17 protein-coding genes are annotated in these 20,056 nt (G+C 59.5%); 3 read left to right on the forward strand and 14 right to left on the reverse strand.

Annotated features, from left to right (window positions below; genetic code table 11):
* Window positions 1–10 precede the first annotated feature (10 nt).
* The 7 genes from OGV19_RS11290 to OGV19_RS11320 form a co-directional block, all read right to left on the reverse strand.
* Window positions 11–1,012: a VirK/YbjX family protein gene (locus OGV19_RS11290; RefSeq protein WP_264313433.1), complete on the reverse strand. Its 1,002-nt coding sequence runs from the start codon at window positions 1,010–1,012 to the stop codon at window positions 11–13.
* A 7-nt stretch (window positions 1,013–1,019) separates the two neighbouring features.
* Window positions 1,020–1,997 carry a glycosyltransferase family 2 protein gene (locus tag OGV19_RS11295; protein WP_264313434.1) on the reverse strand — a complete coding sequence of 326 codons (978 nt, stop codon included), beginning with the start codon at window positions 1,995–1,997 and terminating at the stop codon, window positions 1,020–1,022.
* A 5-nt stretch (window positions 1,998–2,002) separates the two neighbouring features.
* Window positions 2,003–2,533: a serine O-acetyltransferase gene (locus OGV19_RS11300; protein ID WP_264313435.1), complete on the reverse strand. Its 531-nt coding sequence runs from the start codon at window positions 2,531–2,533 to the stop codon at window positions 2,003–2,005.
* An 8-nt stretch (window positions 2,534–2,541) separates the two neighbouring features.
* The gene (locus tag OGV19_RS11305; protein ID WP_264313436.1) at window positions 2,542–3,498 is read right to left on the reverse strand and encodes a glycosyltransferase family 2 protein; all 957 of its coding nucleotides are present in this window, start codon (window positions 3,496–3,498) and stop codon (window positions 2,542–2,544) included.
* On the reverse strand, window positions 3,491–4,108 hold the full coding sequence (locus tag OGV19_RS11310; RefSeq protein ID WP_264313437.1) for an acyltransferase: 618 nt from the start codon (window positions 4,106–4,108) through the stop codon (window positions 3,491–3,493). The genes OGV19_RS11305 and OGV19_RS11310 overlap by 8 nt, the downstream gene beginning before the upstream one ends.
* 106 nt (window positions 4,109–4,214) lie before the next feature.
* Complete coding sequence (locus OGV19_RS11315; RefSeq protein WP_264313438.1) at window positions 4,215–5,681, reverse strand: GMC oxidoreductase; 1,467 nt, start codon at window positions 5,679–5,681, stop codon at window positions 4,215–4,217.
* 274 nt (window positions 5,682–5,955) lie between these two features.
* Entirely contained in the window at window positions 5,956–7,332 is a 1,377-nt protein-coding gene (locus OGV19_RS11320; RefSeq protein ID WP_264313439.1) for an oligosaccharide flippase family protein, read from the reverse strand.
* Window positions 7,333–7,427: 95 nt separating this feature from the next.
* Between OGV19_RS11320 and OGV19_RS11325 the strand changes: the two genes are divergently transcribed.
* The 3 genes from OGV19_RS11325 to galE all read left to right on the forward strand — a co-directional run bounded on the left by OGV19_RS11325 (window position 7,428) and on the right by galE (window position 12,637).
* Window positions 7,428–8,954 carry an O-antigen ligase family protein gene (locus OGV19_RS11325; protein WP_264313440.1) on the forward strand — a complete coding sequence of 509 codons (1,527 nt, stop codon included), beginning with the start codon at window positions 7,428–7,430 and terminating at the stop codon, window positions 8,952–8,954.
* Between the two features lie 5 nt (window positions 8,955–8,959).
* On the forward strand, window positions 8,960–11,560 hold the full coding sequence (locus OGV19_RS11330; RefSeq protein WP_264313441.1) for a cellulase family glycosylhydrolase: 2,601 nt from the start codon (window positions 8,960–8,962) through the stop codon (window positions 11,558–11,560).
* Between the two features lie 108 nt (window positions 11,561–11,668).
* Complete coding sequence (gene galE, locus OGV19_RS11335; protein ID WP_264313442.1) at window positions 11,669–12,637, forward strand: UDP-glucose 4-epimerase GalE; 969 nt, start codon at window positions 11,669–11,671, stop codon at window positions 12,635–12,637.
* A 63-nt stretch (window positions 12,638–12,700) separates the two neighbouring features.
* Here galE and OGV19_RS11340 read toward each other — a convergent pair whose 3' ends face one another.
* The 7 genes from OGV19_RS11340 to OGV19_RS11370 all read right to left on the reverse strand — a co-directional run bounded on the left by OGV19_RS11340 (window position 12,701) and on the right by OGV19_RS11370 (window position 20,050).
* On the reverse strand, window positions 12,701–13,507 hold the full coding sequence (locus OGV19_RS11340) for a CpsD/CapB family tyrosine-protein kinase (protein ID WP_264313443.1): 807 nt from the start codon (window positions 13,505–13,507) through the stop codon (window positions 12,701–12,703).
* Window positions 13,508–13,518: 11 nt separating this feature from the next.
* Window positions 13,519–15,078, reverse strand: coding sequence for a GumC family protein (locus OGV19_RS11345; protein ID WP_264313444.1), 1,560 nt, complete (start codon window positions 15,076–15,078; stop codon window positions 13,519–13,521).
* A 20-nt stretch (window positions 15,079–15,098) separates the two neighbouring features.
* A complete protein-coding gene (locus OGV19_RS11350) occupies window positions 15,099–16,214 on the reverse strand; it encodes a hypothetical protein (RefSeq protein WP_264313445.1) in 1,116 nt (371 codons plus the stop codon).
* Between the two features lie 23 nt (window positions 16,215–16,237).
* Entirely contained in the window at window positions 16,238–16,795 is a 558-nt protein-coding gene (locus tag OGV19_RS11355) for a polysaccharide biosynthesis/export family protein (RefSeq protein WP_264313446.1), read from the reverse strand.
* Window positions 16,796–17,145: 350 nt separating this feature from the next.
* Window positions 17,146–17,322, reverse strand: a complete 177-nt coding sequence (gene eppA / locus OGV19_RS11360; protein WP_077068395.1) for an EPS-associated small membrane protein EppA — start codon at window positions 17,320–17,322, stop codon at window positions 17,146–17,148.
* Window positions 17,323–17,732: 410 nt separating this feature from the next.
* Window positions 17,733–18,851 carry a glycosyltransferase 61 family protein gene (locus OGV19_RS11365; RefSeq protein WP_264313447.1) on the reverse strand — a complete coding sequence of 373 codons (1,119 nt, stop codon included), beginning with the start codon at window positions 18,849–18,851 and terminating at the stop codon, window positions 17,733–17,735.
* 44 nt (window positions 18,852–18,895) lie between these two features.
* Complete coding sequence (locus tag OGV19_RS11370; RefSeq protein WP_264313448.1) at window positions 18,896–20,050, reverse strand: GNAT family N-acetyltransferase; 1,155 nt, start codon at window positions 20,048–20,050, stop codon at window positions 18,896–18,898.
* Window positions 20,051–20,056: the final 6 nt, after the last annotated feature.

Raw genomic sequence — 20,056 nt, forward strand, 5'->3', positions numbered from 1 at the left:
CGGCAACCCCTTACTTCAGGCTGTCGATCGCGGGCGGCGGGCCCCCTGCCGATGCACGCTCACGCACATCTCCCTTCATCCCTTGTAGCCCATGGATCCGCTCATTGCCTGATAATGCCGCCTCAATGCGAGCGAATACCTCATCCAGCAAGGCATGACGCCGGCGGTACATCGCGCGTTTCTTGGGTGCAATGTCGTCTTCCGCGCGCTTGGCCGCAGCCAAGGGCAAGCTGAAGAAGTCCTCACGCTCTGACGGGGTGGCGCCGTTTTCCTGCCAGATGACGTCGTAATGGGCGGCCAGGTCTTGCGCCTTGTCGGCGCCAAAGTACGGATGGCGATGGTGCCGGTGCGCATCGCCCACGGCGTAGATGCGCACCACCCCCAGCGTTCTGGCCATGCACTTGAAGGCTTCCAGCAGAAAACTCCTGGGGCGCAGGCCTTCGAAGTCCTTGGTCAGGTCCCGGTAGATGTTCAGCGATGTTTCGCTGTCGATCCCTTTGTGAATGCCCTGCACGGCGCCAATGAACAGGCACGGCTCACCGTGCTGGCGGCACAGGGTGAAAGCCAGGGACGCCACGCGCAAATCGCCTTGGAACAGGTTGAGCACCAGCTCGCCTTCACGTTTGAACCAGATAGGCCGGTCCAGCACCAGGGAACATCCTTTCGAGTAGGCCGACAGGTCGCATAGGGTCAGGCTGTCGTCCCGACTAAGCAGCAGCAACCTCGGGAACTGCCTGGCAACCATTTCAAAGTGCGAAGCCACCACACTCAGGCGCTCCTGTGCCTCCCAGTTTTTGCTGATGTAGGGCCACTGCACGACGCCGATGCAATCAACCCCAAGCCGTGCGAAGCGGTCATCGCCCAACGCAGCCGACATGCGTTGCATGAACGCCTTCAGCGCGGGCCACTCCCGGGTGATCTGCAGCGTCAGCTTGACCTTGTTGTTCAAGGCCCGCAGCGAGTAACCGGGTTGCAGGGTGAGCACACTTTTCACTATCGATCTGGCAATCATAGGAATCTCATTTGTACTCGATCAATGCGGCCTTGCCGGCAGCGAGCCTGTTGCGCAGGAACTTTACCTGCCCAAGCATTTCAGGGAATTTGCCAAGCACCAGGAACACCGCCTGCAACCAGTTCTCGCGCCTCGACTTGCTACCGCGACGTGCCAGACGCACGGCCTGCAACGGGTAGATCAGCAACAGCAACAATGCCCACCCGCCCACCAGGCCGCTGGCAAGCACTGTACACAGCGGGATACCCAAACCCCAGAGCCAGGCGCGGCGAGACTCGCGCAACCAATGGTGCTCCGGCGCCCGCCCATGCAGAAAGGCACCTTCGGCATAGGCATGCCCTGCGCGCAAGCTACGACGCCACCACTGGCTGAATCGGGTCATGGCCGCATCGTGCAACGTCATTTCATCGGCCAACCGCCAAACTTTCCAACCTTTGGCGCGCAAGCGCACGCACAACTCCGGCTCTTCGCCGGCGATCAGGTCCGGGCGAAACCCGCCCACTTGCGCGAAGGCGTCGGCGCGCATCAACGCATCGCCACCACAGGCCTTGGCTTCACCAATGGGCGTGTCCCATTCCAGGTCGCACAGCAAATTGTAAACCGAGCGCTGCGGAAACCGTTCGCGGCGCCGCCCGCACACCACCGCCACATCCGGGCGCGCCTGCAAAAACGCCTGGGCACTGGCCAGCCAGCCGGGGTCCACCTCGCAATCGCCATCGACAAACTGCACGTGGCGCAGTGTCGGCAGCAGCTGTTGCAGGCAGGCAAAGCCCTCGTTGCGCGCGCGGGCTGCCGTAAACGGGCGGGCCATGTCGAGCGCCAGTACCTCCACCCCTAGGGCCTGGGCCATTTGTACGGAGCCGTCAGTGGAGCCTGAGTCCACATACACCACCTGGTCGGCACCATGCGCCAAGGAGCGCAGGCAGCGCTCCAGACGTGCCCCTTCATTACGGCCGATCACCACCACGCCGATAGCTGTTTCCATGCACCTCACTCGACCGTGTATTCCACGGCTTGCGTGGGTTTTCGGCTCTTGATGGTCGCGGGCACACCGACCGCCAGTGAGTTGTCTGGCACATCGATCAACACCACGGCGTTGGAGCCAATGGCAACGTTGTTGCCGATGCGGATATTGCCCAGCACCTTGGCCCCTGCACCGATATCGACGTTATTGCCGAACACTGGTGCAATCGGTTCGTCGACATTTTTAAGGCCCACCACCACGCCGTTGCGGATCCGGCAGTCATCGCCGAAGCGGGCGTAACCACTGATCACGATGCCGCCGAAATGATCGATGACGAAGTTGCGGCCAATCACCACCTCGCAGGGCAATTCCACCCCTGTGATGATCTGCACGAACTTGAACAAGATCTTGTAAAGGATGGAAAACAGTTTTCGCAGCAACGCCGGGCGTACGCCATAGCGCCAGCGCCCAAAGCGATACACCAGCAGCACCCAGAACCCCTGGGCGCCCCAATCACCACCGTGTGCACGCAGGTCCGCGCGTATATTCTCGAACATGAATTCACCTACCGTGTGGGTTGGCTTGCGAACCGGGTCTTGAACAGCAGCGACCAGGTGGTCTGGCAATGTCGCCAGCAGGCGCGGATCGCAGCGCGGCCTCGTCCCTTCAACAGTGCTTTGAGTGCCAGTACCAGGTCCCCCACACACACCAGCAGCATGTGCAGCGCCAGCCCGGCGACCCCGTGGTGCTTGCGAAAGTACAGTAGCTCGCTTTCGATCTGGTAACTGGAAATCTGCCGGCTGGCCGCTTCCAGTTCGCTAACCGACTTGGAGCTTTCGCCGCCGATATGCACCACCGTGGTGTGTGGATAGAAGACCACCTTCCAGCCCGCCTCTTTGACACGCTTGCAGTGGTCAACTTCTTCGTAATAGAGAAAATAGCGCGGGTCGAACAAGCCCACCTGGTCCAGCACCTCGCGCCGGACCAGATAGAAACAACCAGGCAACCAGTCGCATTCGCGTACCGAGCCATGGTCCCAGGTCATCTCGTCGACCATTTTCAAGCCTGGGAAAAAACGACCGAGCCCGGTACGCCCGACAAACACGTTCAGGGGGGTCGGGAAGTAGCGGCAACTGGGTTGCAGGTCGCCGTCGCGGCCTTCCAGGCGCACGCCCAGTACACCGCACTCAGGGTGGGTGTCCATGTACTCGATGGTCTTGGCCAAAGAATCGGCAGCCACGAAGGCATCGGTGTTGAGCAGCAGTGCGTACTTGCCCTTCAAGTGCGCCAGCAGCTGGTTATTGGCGCGACCGAAACCGACGTTCTTCTTGTTGCTCAGCAACAGCGCCTCTGGGCACACCTTGGCCATGCGTTCTACAGAATCATCGACCGAGGCGTTGTCGACCACGAGGTAACTGGCGAGCTTTTCGCTATCGGCCTGACGCAGCGCATCGAACATGGGCTGTAGCAAGGACGCGGTATTGAAATTGACCACCATCACATCGACGGGTTTTCTATCCATTACTACCGTCCCCGAAGAAGTACTGGCGCCGTTGCGCGGCAAGCACCGGCTCTACCGCAGGGTCATAGGCCCCTTTGCGTTGTTTGACCAGGTCTATCCACGGGTAACTTTCGCAGCGTTCCTCTACCCTTTTGATCAGGGCCTCGGTGGTACAGATGAACTTGGCCGGGTTGCCGCCCACCACGGTGCCAGGCAACACATCCTTGGTGACCACCGCACCGGCGGCAACGATCGCATCGGGCCCGATGGTCACGCGGGGCATGACAATCGCCCCATGGCCGATGAAGCAATTGTCTTTGATGTCGATATAGCCGACCGAATCGAGGTGTTTGCCGTAGCAAAGTTCAATCAACGCCACCACACCGTCATGGCCGATCAGTGTGCAATCCGAAAGGCCGACATTGTTACCAATGCGCACCAGCGCGGGGTCGGTGACATTGCACCCCGGGTTGATATGAAAATTGTCCCCTACCGAATGAAACTTGCCCCAGCGGGCCTGATAGATCCCCCACTCTCGCCCCGTCGGATTGCACAACTTCTTGTAAGTCGAGCTTCCCCGCCCGGTCGAGTTGACATAACGCGTCAGTGCACTCCGTATCCATCCATTCATTCTGCGAGCCTCGCAATCAAAGCGATTCTGGACTGTCCCTGAGGCGACTTCGGTCTCATTATTCAAGGTGCTGACCGCATCGCACTCAACCCATTTACAGCGTGCGTTACACAGCGGCACCCGTAGCCGATTTCAACTTTTCATTGAGGTGGTCTGCCAGCCGCACGGCAAACTGCAACAGCGGCATGGTCGGGTTGGAAGCGCCTCCCTTGGCGAAGATACTGCTTCCCGCGACATAGAGGTTTTGGGTACCGAAGACTTTGCAGTTGGCGTCGACCACACCGAACTCCGCTGAGGCGGCCATGCGCGTGGTGCCCATGTGATGGGCATGGGGCGCCATCTTCAGCGGCACCGACGTGTCATAGACAAAGTCGTTGAGTTTGACGAAGCCAAGGTCCATGTCGGCAAATTGCTTGGCCAGTTCAGTGCCGATGCACTTGATGGTGTGCCGGTCACTCTCGTTCAACGCCCAGTGGACGTTGACCTTGGCCACCCCCAGCTGGTCTTTTTCATCCAGCAGTGAAATACGGCTTTGCCGGTTGGGGAACTGCTCGATCATCGTGCCGATCACCCCATCGCCAGGGCAACTGAACTTGGCGAAGAACTCGATCTTGCTGGCAACGCCCATGTCACAGGCGAGGTTTTCCAGAAAATGTTTGACCTCGGCCGTGCGGCCGTACGTTTGTACGTCCGACAGCAGCGCGGCAGTGATATTACCTTTACCGGCCTGGTACTCCGCCACAAAGGCATCGGTGGTGTAGTACTGGCGCATCTGAGTATCCTGGTCCGACTTCAGGATGAAAGTGCCCATGTCAATATTCAGGTGTTCCATGAAGCAACACCCGGTCAGCCCTTCCTTGTTGATGACACCCGCGGCCAACAGCGTTTCACTGTTCAATAACTGCCGGGCATTCTCGATGGCGCCTGTGGCCAGGATGAAGTTCCTGGCCACCACGCGCTGACGATGACGGTCGTAGTCGGAAACCACCGCAGCCACCACGTGGCCCGACGTTTTGTCGAACTCCAGGTCGACGCAGTTGCAATTGATGAATACATCGAGCCCGTTGGTCTCGTTCAGTGCTGTCGCGTACTTCTGCGCAAAGCGCGTCGGTGGGCTCAGCAGAAAGCGGTCAGGCTCGAAGTCGTCACCGCCGAGCCCAGTGTTCATTGCATGAAACTCCGAGCCTGGCGGCAAATCGACGATATCCATGGCCGCAGCCAGGTAGCCCTCGATCTCCGAGTACGGGATCGGCCAGCCGGGCAAGTCGCCGGGCGGCGCCACGGCAAAGTCTGAAGGGGTAAAGGGCCGGCAGCGACCCGCCCAGTGGTTGGACGTGCCGCCCAGGTAGCGCAGGCGCGTTTCCTCGGCGTACAACTCGAGCCCCGTCGAGTCGCACTTGTACAGTTCTTGCGAGTGCGGCGAATACTCGCGCCCACCGCCCTCGGCCAACAAGACGTGCCAGCCGGCAGCCGCCAGCCGCAAGCCCAGGGTAATGCCAGCGGGGCCGGCCCCGATGATGCAGAAGTCATAGCCGTCACGCAGCGTTTTCTGCTGCTGATAGTCCTTGATCATGCTGGCTCGTTCCGAAAGTACTGAGAAGGCAAAACCCAGCCGTTGATCACCACGAACCCGGTTTTTTCGACGGGTTTGCGTGCAACGCCCGCGGACACTCCAAACACCGCGCCCCCAACACCCAGCAAGACACAGCTCTGGAGAAAACCCCTACGACCAAAATGCGGAGTACACAACGTAAACTTCCCCATGATCCCCAGACCTATCTTGATGAAGTGTTAACAATCAGTCACTCGACCGCCCCACAGTGCAACATCGCCCACCTGTGGCCTTATCAAAGCCACTCGAAGAAACGGGTCGCCAGCAGGCCACAGAGCGCGCCCACCGCCACCATCGGCAATACCATGAGCTCGCGCTTGACGCTGAAGATATCGAGCTTGCAGTTAACGTAGACAACCAACAGCAGCGTCGGGAAGGTATGCAAGGCAACTCCCCAGATCGCATAGTCCACACCGCCTATGGCCAACAGCAGTGGTAGCAACCCCCATAACGAGACTAGCCGGATGATGTTGTCCATGGCCTGGTATTTGGTCAGGCCCAGGGCAATCCATATCTGGTGTGCCAAGGTATAGCGCAGCGTGAAGAACGACAGCGAAAGAATCGCAAGAATCGAACCTGCCTCGGTGTAGCGCGCGTCGTACATCCAGCCGATCAGCAGCGGGCTGGCGGTCAGGAACACCCCGCAGGCAAACAGCATGGCAAGGTCCACCAGCAGCCTGAAACGGTAGTACAGCGCCTTCAGACGCGCCTTGTCACCTTCCCGGGCGGCCTCGCTGAAGGCGGGCAGCGCCACCGAGCCGACCAGTTTCAGCAACCCGGTCTGCACCGACCCGAGGATCAGCACGGCAATGGAATACACACCGAGTTGGCCCGCCGTCATGCTGGCGCCAAACCAGATCCGGTCGCCGTACATGGCCAGCACGCCGACCATCGACGACAGCAGGATCCAGCGGCCAAAGACAATCAACTCCGTCAAAGCGCTACGGTCCCAGCGCAGCCGGTTGTTCGGGCCCTGCAGGGCCATGTGCCCCAACAGGGTGCCCACCAGGGCACTGACCAGGCCGGCAACCACCAGCGACCAGATCGAACGGGTGAAGTAGCCGATCACCAGCATCGCAATCAATCCGACCACTTGCGAGGCCAGGTCCACCAATACCACGCGCTTCTGTTGGAACGTTCGCACGGCGACGTCTATCTTGGTGGATTGGAACCCCCAGATGATGGCCGAAAGGCCGGTCACCGCCAGCACCATCGGCAGCTCTGGCGCGGCATAAGTGGAGTCTGCCGGCCACAGATTGGCAAGCTGCGCAAACCAGGAGGCGGCGGCCAGCAGCAAAGTCAGGGCAAACAGCACGAAGCCGCGGATGATCTGGACGGTCCAGGCGGTATTGAGAAACGCCGGGTCGTCCCCCCGGTGGCTCTGGATGATGTTCTGGCGCAGGCCGACATCGGAAAGCAAGTGCAGGAGTACCGAAACGGTGGTGGCGATGACCATCACACCAAACATTTCCGGCAGCAGCAAACGGGCCATGATCAGGTTGCCGCCCAGGCGCATGACCTGTGACGCCACCAGCGATACCAGGTTCCATGACCCGGCCTTCAGTGCGCGCTTGCGCAGACTCGCGGAGGCTGACACATCAATCGACGGCATGACTTCAATCTCTGACTGATTGGCTAAAAGTCACTATAGTTTCAATTAGCCATGATGCTAGCCGTTGCCCACCAAGGGAAAGGTGTCCATAGCCAATGCCTGAACATTTTCGTGCACTGATCGTCATTCTGTTTCTGGCAGGCGTCGTTTTCGTCATGGCGCGCCGTCCGGCGACAGACCTCATCCCCTACAGCGATTTCAAGCGCCGGCGAAACCTGTGGTTCGTCCTGACGCTGGTGGCCTTTGCCTCCCATAGCTTCTGGGTATACATGGCCGCTGCCGGCATCATCATGTTTATCGCCGGGCGCCGCGAACGCAACGCCATGGCGCTGTTTTTCATGCTGCTGTTCCTGATTCCACCGGCGTCGGTGCAGATACCCGGGTTTGGCGTGGTCAACTACCTGGTCGAGCTCAACCATGTGCGCCTGCTGACGCTATGCGTCCTGCTGCCGGCGGCACTGGCCCTCAGCCGACAAAGCGACACCCTTCGCTTCGGCCGCACCTGGCCCGACAAGCTGCTGGCGGCAAGCCTGGTGCTGATGAGTGTGCTGTACCTGCGTGAAACCACCCTGACCGACACCTTGCGCCAGGCGCTCTACCTGTATGTCGATGTGTTCTTGCCCTATTACGTCGCCAGCCGGGGGCTAAAGGAGATCAGTGATTTCAAGGACGCCATGCTGGCGTTCGTGCTGGCCTCTTTCGTCCTGGCCCTGATCGGCGTCGCCGAGTACGTCCGCCACTGGTTACTGTACAACGCCCTGACCGATGCCATGGGCGTCCAGTGGAGCATGACCGGCTACCTGAGCCGCGGTGGCTCGCTGCGCGCCAGCGCCACCACCGGCCAGGCGATTGCGCTGGGTTACGTGATGAGTGTAGCCATCGGCTTGTTCCTGTTCGTCCAGGGCTATGTCCGCAGCCAGCTGCAGCGGGTGCTCGGCGCACTGCTGCTGGCGGCCGGGCTTTTCGCGCCCTTGTCCCGAGGCCCCTGGATCGGCGCCGTGATCATCGGCGTCGTGTTCATTGCCATGGGCAAAGGCGCCGTCAAGCGCCTGACCGTGCTGGCGCTCGCCGGCGTGCTGGCGCTGCCGCTGCTGACGGTGCTGCCAGGGGGCGACAAGGTGCTGGACCTGTTGCCCTTCATCGGCAACATCGAGAAAGAAAACATTACCTACCGGGAACGGTTGATCGACAACTCCTGGATCGTGATCCAGCGCAACCCGCTGTTCGGCTCCTTCGATTTCCGTAACACCCCTGAAATGCAATCGATGATTCAGGGGGAAGGCATCATCGACATCGTCAACACCTACGTCAGCCTGGCACTGCGGGTCGGGTTGGTTGGGCTCGCACTTTTCGTGGCGTTCTTCATCACCGTGTTGCTGGGTATCCGCAAGGCCATGCGCGCGTTCCCCGACCAAAATGACGAGCAACGGCAACTGGGCCGCGCGTTGTTGGCGACGCTGGTCGGGATCTTGGTGATCATCTTCACCGTCAGCAGCATCACCATCATCCCCACAGTGTATTGGTCGGTCGCAGGGCTTGGGGTGGCCTACATACAGAGGGTGCGCAGGCTGCGTTCCAGCCAGGCCAGCGACCTTGCCGATGCCCGTCTTCAACCCAGGTGATGCCAATGACCTCTTTGTCTCTGCGCCCCCTCGTGCGGGCTTCGCTACTCGCTGGCCTTGCCCTGGTGTCACAGGCCGGCTGGGCATCGGGCTGGATTGTCAGCGTCGACGAACAAAATGGCCTGCCCACCGTGACACGCGGTGGTGGGCCGGTGATGAAAGCAAAGTTCGACTTCTGGGCCGCCAACTGGAGCTGGACCGGCTTCTACACCGCCCTCAAGGTAAATGCGCCCTACCGCTACACCCTGCAAGGCAAGAACAAGGAGCTGGACTTTGACCTGGCGGCAGATATCCGCAAGGAACAGGCACAAACCCTGACCTGGGCATTCGACCTGACCGCGCACAGCAGGCAAACGAACGTGATGGGCGGTGGCATCGTGTTCCAGTTTGACCCCGCCATGTTCAGCGCAGACATGGGCGCTCCCGTGCTGTTGCCCGACAACCGCGGCTGGTCCTGGGGCAAAGATGCGCAAGGCAGGCGCATCGAGATGCGCTTCGAGCCCGCACTGGCTAAGGTGTACTTCGAACCGGGCAACACCGCAGAGATTCGCGCGTTCTTCTACAAAAACCCCATCAGCGCCGGCCAGCAGCAGATCAAGGCGACGTTGAACGTAACGGGCGATATCGAGCTTGGCCCAACCCCCACCGAGCGCTTTGGCCTGACAGACCCCGCTCAGTGGCCTGACGACCAGCTCGATTGGCAAACGTCGCCGGTCGATCTGTCATTTCTCAATACGCCAGAGATACCGGCAGGCAAGCGCGGGTTTGTAAAGGCCGCCGGCGAGCAACTGGTATTCGAAGACAACACCCCCGTGCGTTTCTGGGGCACCAACCTGTCTGCGTACTCGCTGTTCAAGACGCCAGACGAAGAAATTGCCAAGCAGGCCAAACGGCTGTCGGCACTGGGCTTCAACCTCGTCCGGCTGCACCACCATGACTCCCCCTGGGTCAGCCCGAACGTGTTTGGCGACGGCACCCTGATTCGCGATACCCAGCAGCTCAATGCCGAGTCGCTGCGCAAGATCGACCTGTGGGTCAAGCGCCTGAAGGACGAAGGCATTTACGTGTGGCTCGACATGCACGTACAGCGCGCCCTTACCGCCCATGACAACATCGAAGACTTCGATGAGCTGGCCAAGGGCGAGCCCAGGGTTGACCTCAAAGGCTATGCCTACGTGAACCAGAGCATTCAGAAGGCAATGAAGCGCTTTGCCGAACAGTACCTGACCCATGTGAACCCCTACACCGGCCTTGCCTACAAAGACGACCCAGCCATTGCTGCGATTCTGATCACCAACGAGAACGACATCACCCAGCACTACGGCAACGCCCTGATGCCGGACAAAAAGGTCCCCGAACACACCGAGCGTTACCGGGAGCAGTCAGATGCCTTCGCCAAGCGCAATGATCTGCCTGCAGACCGCACCTGGCGTGCCTGGGAGCATGGCCCATCGAAGCTGTTTCTGAATGATCTGGAGCGCCAATTCAATGTCGACATGATCGCGCACCTGCGCAGCCTGGGCGTCAAGGTGCCCATCGCCACCACCAGCACCTGGGGCGGCAATGGCTTGAGCGCGTTGCCTGCGCTCACCTCGGGCGATGTGATCGACGCACACAGCTACGGCGCCATCGGGCAGCTCGAAAAGAACCCGCTGAGCAGCGACGGGATGATCAATTGGATTGCTGCTGCCCAGGTAGTCGGGCTACCCCTGACGGTCACCGAATGGAACGCAGAGCCCTTCCCCCTGCCCGACCGCCACTCGCTGCCGCTGTATGTGGCGGGCACGGCCAGCCACCAAGGCTGGGACGCCATGATGCAATATGCCTACAGCCAGCAGGCCTTCAACAGCGGCTGGCGCACGGCAGACAACTGGCACGCGTACAACGACCCGGCCATGCTCGCCACCCTCCCCGCCGCCGCCCTGCTCTATCGCCGCGCGGATGTACAGCAGGCCACCACCCGCTACGTCTTCGCGCCAACACCCGCCACCTTGTTCGACCAGGACATCACACCGCGCAACTCCGTGTTGCTGCGCACCGCCATGGAAAAAGGCAGGCTGCAGGTCGCCATGCCCCAGACGCCGGAGTTGCCGTGGCTCAAACCCAGCGTCATCCCGGCCGATGCGCAGGTGCTGCATGACCCTGCTCAGTCACTGCTGGAGGCTGATGCCGTCGAGTCGGTGACCGATACCGGGGAGCTCAAGCGCAACTGGCAACAGGGCCTCTACACCATCGACACACCCCTTACTCAAGCCGCAACAGGCTGGCTGGGTGGCCAAACGATCAACCTCAAGCAAGTCGCCGTACAGGCAAAAACGCCCTACGCCAGCGTCGTCGTGCAAAGCCTGGATGCAAAACCACTCGGCCAGTCACAGAACCTGCTGATCTCGCTTGGCACCCGGGCCGTGCCCAAAGCCGACGACAAGACGCCCTTCAATGTCGAACCCTTCGAGGGCACGTTGTCCATCAAGGCCGCTGCCGGCCTGAAACTGTTCGCACGTGACGCGCAAGCACAGTTGAAGGAACTGCCAGCGGTGTACCGGAACGGGCGATATGTCATCGCCTTCGACGGCACGTACATGTCCAACTGGCTGTTCTTGAAATAGGGCATTTGGCCATCTACAGTCTCAGAAGACCTGTAGCTGATAATCCCACCTGTTCGATTCAGGGACGAGTCACTGCGTCTGTACAACAGCAGCGTCCAGGAGGCACGGATGAAGTTTCTGGTTGTCGGTGGCGCAGGGTATATCGGCTCGCACATGGTCAAGCATTTGCTGGCCGCGGGTCATGATGTGGTGGTAGCGGACCTCGTGTCGCCTGGCCCTGCTGTGCAATGGGCCGAGCTGGACATTGCCAACGAGCGTGCGCTGGATGTGCTGTTCGCCGAATGCCACTTCGATGCGGTCTTCCACTTCGCGTCGTTCATTCAGGTGGGCGAGTCTGTGTGCGCCCCTGGCAAGTACTATCAGAACAACGTAGCGGCCACCCTGACATTGCTGCAGGCCATGGTGAATGCGGGCATCAAGAGGCTGGTGTTCTCTTCCAGCGCTGCGGTGTACGGCAACCCGCTGTATGTACCCATCGACGAAGCGCACGGCAAGGCACCGATCAACCCTTATGGGCTGAGCAAGTGGATGGTCGAGCAGATCCTTGAGGATTTCGATCGTGCCTACGGGCTGAAGTCGGTTTGCCTGCGTTATTTCAATGCTGCGGGGGCCGACCCTGACGGGCAGTTGGGCGAGCGCCATGAGCCGGAAACCCACCTGATACCGTTGATTCTCCAGGCCGCCTCCGGCCGACGCGATGCGGTGACCGTGTTTGGTCGTGATTACGACACCGCGGATGGCACCTGCATTCGTGACTACGTTCATGTCGCCGACCTGGCTTCGGCACATGCCTTGGCGGTGGACTACCTGGTGGCAGGTGGGCCCAGCACGGCATTCAACCTGGGCAATGGCCTGGGCTTTTCAGTGCAGCAAGTCATCGATACCGCCCGCGCGGTGACGGGGCGGCAGATTCACACAGTCGATGCGCCACGCCGCGCTGGCGACCCGCCCAGGTTGGTGGCGGATGCTGGCAAGGCCATGAGTGTGTTGGGTTGGCGGCCGGCGTATGCATCGCTGGAGCAGATCGTGGCGCATGCCTGGGGGTGGGAGCTGCAGTACCCGTGGCGTCAGCCGTAAGCGTGCGGCCATGCGCTATCCGGGTAGGAGCAGCCTGGTGCTGCTCCTCCGTGAACCAGCACCTCAATAATAGGTGCGCGGCTTTTCATCCGCTTTGTTCAACACCGTGCCAATCAGGTTGACCGTCGCCAAGTGGTGCAGGCAATCCTCGATCTCCTGCTTGCTGTTCATCCCGTTGGCCACAACCAGCAGCACACAGTCGAACTTGGGCATCACCGTGATTGCATCGTCAGAGCTCAACAATGGCGGTAGGTCGAAGATGCAGATCCGCGACTCATAGCGGTTGCGCAAGTCACCGATCAGGTTGCTTACCCGGGGTGAAGACAGCATCTCGGTAGACAGCGGAATAGGCACCCGTGTCGGCAGCACGACAAAACGGGGCAACGTCGGGTTGACCAGCACCTCTTCCAGCCCGGCTTGATCAGTCAACAGCTCGTTGAGGGCCTTATCCATCGGCAAGCCCAAGGTGCTGCCTACTTTGGGACGACGCAAGTCGAAGTCCACCAGCAGAGCCGTCTTGGTCGTATGGTGGGCGATGCTCATGGCCAGGTTGATGGCCAGGACCGTCTTACCCGCTTCGGGCGTTGGCGAGGTGATGGCCAAGGTGCGCCAACCGTTCTCTTCCATCGCCTTCAGCACCTGCGTGCGCAGCAGGTCGATCGGCCCGCTCATGTTCGAATTCTTGTTGAACGCGACAATCCGATTACGCTCAAGGTGCTCCGCACGCAACGGCACCACCTTGGTGTGCACATAATCGAACTGCCCTGGCACCTCGGGTTGCTCCACCCCCGGGGTGGTTTGCGGTACCTGGGCGGCACCTGGAGAAACTTGATGAATACTATTGCCAACTACCGGCTTGATCCTGTCCATCACTGCTTTCCCTATTCAAACCGCGCCATAGCCTTGAACAGCAACACATCCAACGGCATGTAGAACACGTGCACCAGCCCTACCATGATAGCAATCAGCACGAGCGCCGCGATGATCAGCAGGTTGCGCCAGCGCTTGCGCTTGGCCAACTCCGCTTGGGTGGTGATGAAGGGCACTGTCACCAGCACGCGCTTGCCCAGCACACTCTCCAGGGCCCCTACGCCACGTACCCGCTGGTTAAGCATTTCAAGCAGCATCACCAAGGCGCCGCCACCTGCCGGTGCCAGCACCAGGCCCAGGGCAGCAATCTTCTTGCGGTTTGGCTTGATTGGTTTCTCGGGCAGCAGCGGCGGCTCCAGCAGTACAAAGCGCTCTGCCTTGTTTTCCTGCTCCAGGCTCTCGGTGATTTTCGCACCCATTTCCTTGGCGCGGATCTCCTCGTACTTCTTGCGTGCGTTGTCATGGTCACGCATCAAGGTCACCAGGCCACGCTCGACTTGCGGGGCTTCAAGAATTTCCGCCTCGTAGCCTTCCATCTTCTTCACCAGCTCACGTTTCTGCTCCGCCAGTGATGCGATGCGTTCCTGGGCTGCGCCGATGCGCGCGCGCACCCGCGCCACATCGAGGCTGACCGAGGACGCAGCTTTGCTACCACCACCACTGGCCTGCAGTGCCTCGATCTTGCGTTTGACCGCAACCACATCCGGGTGCGCGTCTTTGTACCTGGTCAGCAGCCTGGTGTATTCGGCCTTGAGGCTAGGCAGGTCTTGTGGCTGGTCGGCACTGGACGGCCTGGTCCCATCGGCCTTGGTGGTCAACCCGGCGTTGGCCGCCGACAACTCAAGTTCAAGGTAACGCAGCTCTTCTTGCGCAGTCTTGTAGTCGCGGTCCACCTCCCTGAATTCCAGTTCCGAGCGCGACAGCATGCTCATGCGCAGCGACTGGTGCTCGGGCAAGGCATTGGCATGGGCTTGCTTGAAGTCCGCCAGCTGGTTTTCCAGGCTGGCAAGTTCGGCGCCAAGCTTGTTGGCCTCCTGGGTCAGGAACTCGGTGGTTTCGTTGGCCCGCTCAGTGCGTTGCTTGAGGTTTTCATTGAGGAACAGCGTGACCAGTTCGTTGGCGACATCCTTAGCCACCTGGGCCTGCTTGTGCTCGAACGACACATTGAATGCGACTGTGGCCTCGCCCCGCCCTCTGACGAACGTGCTGAGCGTGGCGACCACGATGGCATTGCGCATCTGCTCGATCTTGTCGCTCTCGCTGAGCCGCTTGTCAGCGAACAGGTTGTACTTGTCGATGATGCGCAGCAGGTTCTCGCGGGTCATGACCCGCTGGCGAATGACCTCGATGCGCTCATCGGCAAAGCTGTTGTTGTTTGCCGACACCAGCTCGGGGGAAATTTGCTGCGACTCCACCAAAATGGTGCCGGTGGACTGGTAGATAGGCGGCACGCTCACCGCGACCACCACGGTCGCGGCAAGAATGACTACGATACTGATCCCCAATAACAGGGCCCTATCCTTGATGATGGCGATGTAATCTTTGAGGGAAAGCTCGTAGTCAGACTTCATAAAGGCCACCAGGCTGAAGTTCAGAGGTCGGGGTACCTATACGTCAACGTCAAACCAACAATCGTAGCGTCTGCAGTGGGTGCATCATCCTGCCGCCGTTCCTTGTACATCAACGATAGGCGCAGATCCCAAAAAGGTGAAAATTCCCGGCTGGCCCACACGCTGTAAACTTGCAGTGTGTTGGGCGTCTGCCCTTTGCTGTCTTGCCAGGAGGCATCGGCGCCGACACGCGTCAGCTCGTTGACCGCATAACTGTAGATACCGCGCACCATGTCGAGCTGGGCAAAACCACCCTCGGCGCTGGCGACCGTGCTGCGTTCGGCGCTCAAGCTGAGGTCGGAACGCACCCCGGTATACAGCAGCGAAGCCCCCCCCTCGCCGCGCCGACCGCCTTCGGAGCCGGAAACCTTGTTCACACCCAAGTGGGCATCCGCACTCAGCCGCTCGGTAAACTGATACTTGACCCCAACTGCGGGGGTGTAGCTGTTGGACGCCGTCGCGGTGAGGTCCTGCTCGGGCTCGTAGCGCCTTGCGCCAAAGCGGGTATACAGGTCGGCCCGCTCATTCCAGGCGTAGGTCCAGGTCAGCACGTTGCCCAGTTCGTTGTAGCCGGTCAGCGTGTTGATGTCATAACGGGCTCGGCTGTACTTGATCTCGTTGGACAAAGTGCTGCGCTCAGTGATGGCGCTGCTCCAGTTGCCTGCCAGCGAATACAGCTTTTGCGTACCATCGGTGGTCACCACACCGGTGTCCTGAACCGTGCCAGACAACGTAGAGCTTTCGTTGTACTGCGCCACCAGGCCAAAGCGCCCTTTCTCGGTGTCGCGTTGCCAGCCCAGGCTCACATTGGGGTCTTCGCGGTCGTCGACGATATCCGTGTCGGACGAGCGCAACACATGCATGCCAAGCCCCAACCGTAATTCGTCGCGGTCGAAGGTACCGACAAGGGTGTAGTCGGGCGCTATGAGCGTGCGCGTTACACCCTTTTCTTCAGACGACAGCAACAACGGGTTGCTGTCGTATTCGACCGAGGTCGGTACCACCACCGATGACTGCCAATTTGCTGCCTGGACCGCGTCCGTAAACGGCAAGACCAAGATTGCCGTTGCAATGCTAGTTGTTCTAAGAAGAGGCATTAAGTGTTCTTATTAAGGCAAGATCAAGGAACGACCAGCGTATCGCCAGCCTGGAGTTGAATGTTGGTGGACATGTCGCGCCCGGAAACCAAGTCCTTATATCTCACGGGCAGAATCCGTTGGGAAGCCCCCTGGCCGCGGACCACCTTGATATCGCTTTCGTCAGCGAATTTGTCCAACCCACCCGACATGCTCAAGGCCTGCAATACCGCCGTGGGGCCCGCCATTTGTACGGGCCCTGGCTTGATCACCTTGCCCTGCACGTACACAAGGTTGCCAGCTATGCTCTTGACGACAACGCTGACGTTCGGGTCGGGGAGGAATTTTTCGAGTTTGGCAGCGACTTGTTTCTGTACCGCCGTGACATCGAGGCCGGCTACATTGATTCGCCCTGCCAAGGGGAAGGTGATACTGCCATCGGGAAGCACGGTGGCTTCCTGGCGCAGGCTATCCTCTTGCCAGACCGACACCATCACTACGTCGCCAGGGCTGAGCAGGTAAGCTGCGTTATTTTCGACCGCGTTGCCGGTACCGGACCACAGCATCAGCACGCAAAAAGCGGAACACATTGAACGTACCATGAGGGTCCCTCCGGCCTTTTTGGCCCGACAAAGAGCACTGAATGAGAACGGCACACAAACTCTCGCTCCACTTCGCAACCGCACCACCTGCTGCGATGGCCTCAACCTTCCTGGAGGCCCTGTACCTTGACACCTCGACATCCTGAACTACCAGCAAGCCGCGATACCCTACGGTCTTTGGTAATTACTGGCTACTGGAATATAGCAACAGTTGGAAAATTGACAAGCTGCCAGCGGCTGCGAAGACACGAGAAACAAACCACAGACGTCAAATTACCGACGGCGCTGCAGGCGTACGCAATTTACCCCCGGATAAAAGACACACTTCACCCTGCCGACCGTGTGAAAGTTTAAATCTTTCTTCTATTGGCTACTGCAACAAAACCAATAACGGCAAACGCGAAGAACCACCCTGCCGTTGCGACAGGAATGACACTGTTTTGATTGACATAGGAATCAGCAGCGCGTGCTGCGCCACTTAAAAGCACCAACAAGAATATTGATTTAATGAACAGTGTCGAGCGCATAACCCCCTCCTATAAAGAGGATAATAAAATAGTTATTGGCGGGTTTAGCGGGAGACTTCCTCGCTGTTGATTTGAGCTTATGGGCACAATGACACTACGTCAATGATCCGACACCATAATAAATCTCAATGAGCGATGGGTAACTTCGTCAAAATGTCGTCACCTGAAATATGCAGGCCCTTTACGGGTTTGCGTCGCAGTAACGGCCCCGCTATAAGGCTCTGAAATAACACATTTTTCTACAATATCAGCCGCTCAGGAGGCCCCGGGCGGCTCGCGATATCGTTTTTGCCGTGAGGTTATCGGCGTAGAGAATGGAAGGTATTCCGTTTCATCGGTGAGAAGCCAAATGCTAATCGTTGAGCTTGCGAACCGAAATCTGGCGCTTTTGAACCAGGCACTACTGTGCGCTATACCGGCATTAGATCCAGGGTGCGTTCAACTTCCTCGATATCGATCCTGAAACCATCGCCTTCCGGCATTCCCACCACAAAGCCAAAATGCTGCTGGTCGCGATCCGTCAGGTACTTGTAATAGCTGACAAAACGGTTCGGTGGCTGCAACGTCAACAACGAGCAGCCGCTTTGCAACACGTTGACACCGTGAACCAGCTGACTGCCTTCGACCCCGACCACCACCCTCGCGCCGGCACAGGCGGCAATAATACTCGGCACATCGGTCTTCAGCGGATCGACCACGCGAAAGCCCCTGCGCTGGCGCAAGTGCTCTGCAACAGCCATTTCATTACGCAAGAAGCGCAAGTCACCGTCCCCCCCGCGCAAAATGAACACGCCGGGGTGCGACTCATGGCTCACATGCGACAGCAGTTTTTCGCCCATGGCGCGGTAGCGTAAATGCCGGCTGTGGTTATTGCTCTGGTCGTCAAAGAGCACCAGTTCACGGAAAAACGCACTGCGCAAACGCTGCGGCTTCATATCCAGCCAGTTTTCATAGGCAGGCGCCTGTGAAAACAGAGGGTAGCGGGCCGATGGCGCAGTAGTCACCGGTATACCTTCGTTACAGGCCAGGGCGTAGGTGACGCAGTCTTCCATCAACCAGGTGCCAAACCATGAGTTGCCATTTTGCGTGCAGTAGATGGCCGCACGTTCGATTTCGTTCTCGACGACAACGCGCGGAAAGGTGCTAGGTTTCAACGACAACCAATGGCTGGCCTTACCTTTGTAGAGCGCCCCGTCCACGAGCCAGACGTCCTTGATCAGATAACCACGTGTAGGGCCCTGCACAACGCTGAGCCCCCCTTCCATCGTGCGCGCGGGATGCACATAGGGGTAAAAGCGCTTTGCCTCCCACCCCGTCACCCGCTCAAGCTGATTGGGCAAATAGAAGGCCGGCGGGGAAAGGGTTGTTTCCCCTGGTGCTATATCCCAGCTTTTTGACGCGATGCTTTTCAGGTCCACAGCCGAATTGCGCGCGAGCCGCTTACGTGCCATGTACGTGTACGCAGCAAGGGTCCACTTATGCCGTTTGCCGGCGGACGGTGCGCTGAATCTCGACATATCGCTTCCCATGAAGCTTCTCCCCGGGTGGCGTGGCCACGAGCCTTTGAAACGACTCAGTTGGATGTGATCCTTTCCATCGTCGGCGGCGACTGTAAATTGGCGTAACGACTGCGCAGGGTTTCGATAAAGGACTCTCCGGACCCCGTGCCGCCGTAGAGGTAGATCTTGTGCAGCCCACCAAAGACCATTTCGTGATAACGGCTGGCGACTTCCTCGTCGCTCGGCCCGTCCGGCAAGCCCAGGTGCAGTGTCAGTTTGTCGCCTTCGACCGCGAACATCGGGGTTTCCCAAAGAAACTTCGCGGTGCCTGTCTTGGGTAGCCGCACGAACAGGTACGCATGATTGCCCAGCGAGTCGATATCGCCACCGCGCCGTCTCTTCCATTTCAGCAAGCCGTCATCCGGCCGCGCCAGGCACAAGCCGATATCGTAATAATCGAAGCCATGTTCCAGCGCCCACTCCAGCGCCATGTACGTGGTGATAGAGTTCACCTCGCGCAGTTTTTTCGCATCTGAAAACACGGCTTCGCTATAACCAAACCGCAGGGTGCTCCAGTAGCGCTTTCCACCCCGCGTCACTTCACAGCCGAGGTGACAGCCGATCACTTCGTCGCCCAGGGTGATGAGGTCGAGGCGCCCTACACTCTTTGCGATGCGAAACACATCGTCCGTTGGAAATTGCGCGGCATGGATACCCTGCCTTGCAGTGGCATAGGGGCGCAGCAACTGGCTGTCGGCCATTGCGATTTCTTCATCCGACAGCGTCTGCCGCATTTGATAAAGCGGCCGGTTCTTGCGGATACTGCGGCGCAGCTCACTGTCATAGCGTGCCGTGATGTCTTCCAGGGGGCGCCCCAGCGGGACCACCGCGCTCAAGTAGTGCGGCACGGACAAGGCCCCGGTGGTGGGCATTTCACTCACCAGCACCACATGGTTTGACGGGTCGGGGCTTGCACCACTGGCTGTGGCCGGGGCATTGCCCTGCACTTTGCCACCAATCAGCAGCTTGGCCATCTCGCGCTGCTGCTTGCGGCCGATGTAGAGGATTTCGTAGGGGCTTTCTTGCTGCAGCCGGAACCTGGCGACCTCCCACCGCCAAAAACAGGCTCGCCCAAGCACTTCTCGTATTTGGCTGGCGAGCAGCCTGATCTCGTAGCGCGTGGAGGGAGAGATGAGTTTTCGTGCAACAGCCGCCAAGTTCTCTTTCATTCTGCT

Source organism: Pseudomonas putida (genome assembly GCF_025905425.1).
Classification (GTDB): Bacteria; Pseudomonadota; Gammaproteobacteria; order Pseudomonadales; family Pseudomonadaceae; genus Aquipseudomonas; species Aquipseudomonas putida_AF.

Bases quoted from the DNA above. Each gene is read 5' to 3' on its own strand.
- OGV19_RS11290 (WP_264313433.1), bottom strand. From the start codon at position 1,012: ATGATTGCCAGATCGATAGTGAAAAGTGTGCTCACCCTGCAACCCGGT.
- OGV19_RS11295 (WP_264313434.1), bottom strand. From the start codon at position 1,997: ATGGAAACAGCTATCGGCGTGGTGGTGATCGGCCGTAATGAAGGGGCA.
- OGV19_RS11300 (WP_264313435.1), bottom strand. From the start codon at position 2,533: ATGTTCGAGAATATACGCGCGGACCTGCGTGCACACGGTGGTGATTGG.
- OGV19_RS11305 (WP_264313436.1), bottom strand. From the start codon at position 3,498: ATGGATAGAAAACCCGTCGATGTGATGGTGGTCAATTTCAATACCGCG.
- OGV19_RS11310 (WP_264313437.1), bottom strand. From the start codon at position 4,108: ATGAATGGATGGATACGGAGTGCACTGACGCGTTATGTCAACTCGACC.
- OGV19_RS11315 (WP_264313438.1), bottom strand. From the start codon at position 5,681: ATGATCAAGGACTATCAGCAGCAGAAAACGCTGCGTGACGGCTATGAC.
- OGV19_RS11320 (WP_264313439.1), bottom strand. From the start codon at position 7,332: ATGCCGTCGATTGATGTGTCAGCCTCCGCGAGTCTGCGCAAGCGCGCA.
- OGV19_RS11325 (WP_264313440.1), top strand. From the start codon at position 7,428: ATGCCTGAACATTTTCGTGCACTGATCGTCATTCTGTTTCTGGCAGGC.
- OGV19_RS11330 (WP_264313441.1), top strand. From the start codon at position 8,960: ATGACCTCTTTGTCTCTGCGCCCCCTCGTGCGGGCTTCGCTACTCGCT.
- galE (WP_264313442.1), top strand. From the start codon at position 11,669: ATGAAGTTTCTGGTTGTCGGTGGCGCAGGGTATATCGGCTCGCACATG.
- OGV19_RS11340 (WP_264313443.1), bottom strand. From the start codon at position 13,507: ATGGACAGGATCAAGCCGGTAGTTGGCAATAGTATTCATCAAGTTTCT.
- OGV19_RS11345 (WP_264313444.1), bottom strand. From the start codon at position 15,078: ATGAAGTCTGACTACGAGCTTTCCCTCAAAGATTACATCGCCATCATC.
- OGV19_RS11350 (WP_264313445.1), bottom strand. From the start codon at position 16,214: ATGCCTCTTCTTAGAACAACTAGCATTGCAACGGCAATCTTGGTCTTG.
- OGV19_RS11355 (WP_264313446.1), bottom strand. From the start codon at position 16,795: ATGGTACGTTCAATGTGTTCCGCTTTTTGCGTGCTGATGCTGTGGTCC.
- eppA (WP_077068395.1), bottom strand. From the start codon at position 17,322: ATGCGCTCGACACTGTTCATTAAATCAATATTCTTGTTGGTGCTTTTA.
- OGV19_RS11365 (WP_264313447.1), bottom strand. From the start codon at position 18,851: ATGGGAAGCGATATGTCGAGATTCAGCGCACCGTCCGCCGGCAAACGG.
- OGV19_RS11370 (WP_264313448.1), bottom strand. From the start codon at position 20,050: ATGAAAGAGAACTTGGCGGCTGTTGCACGAAAACTCATCTCTCCCTCC.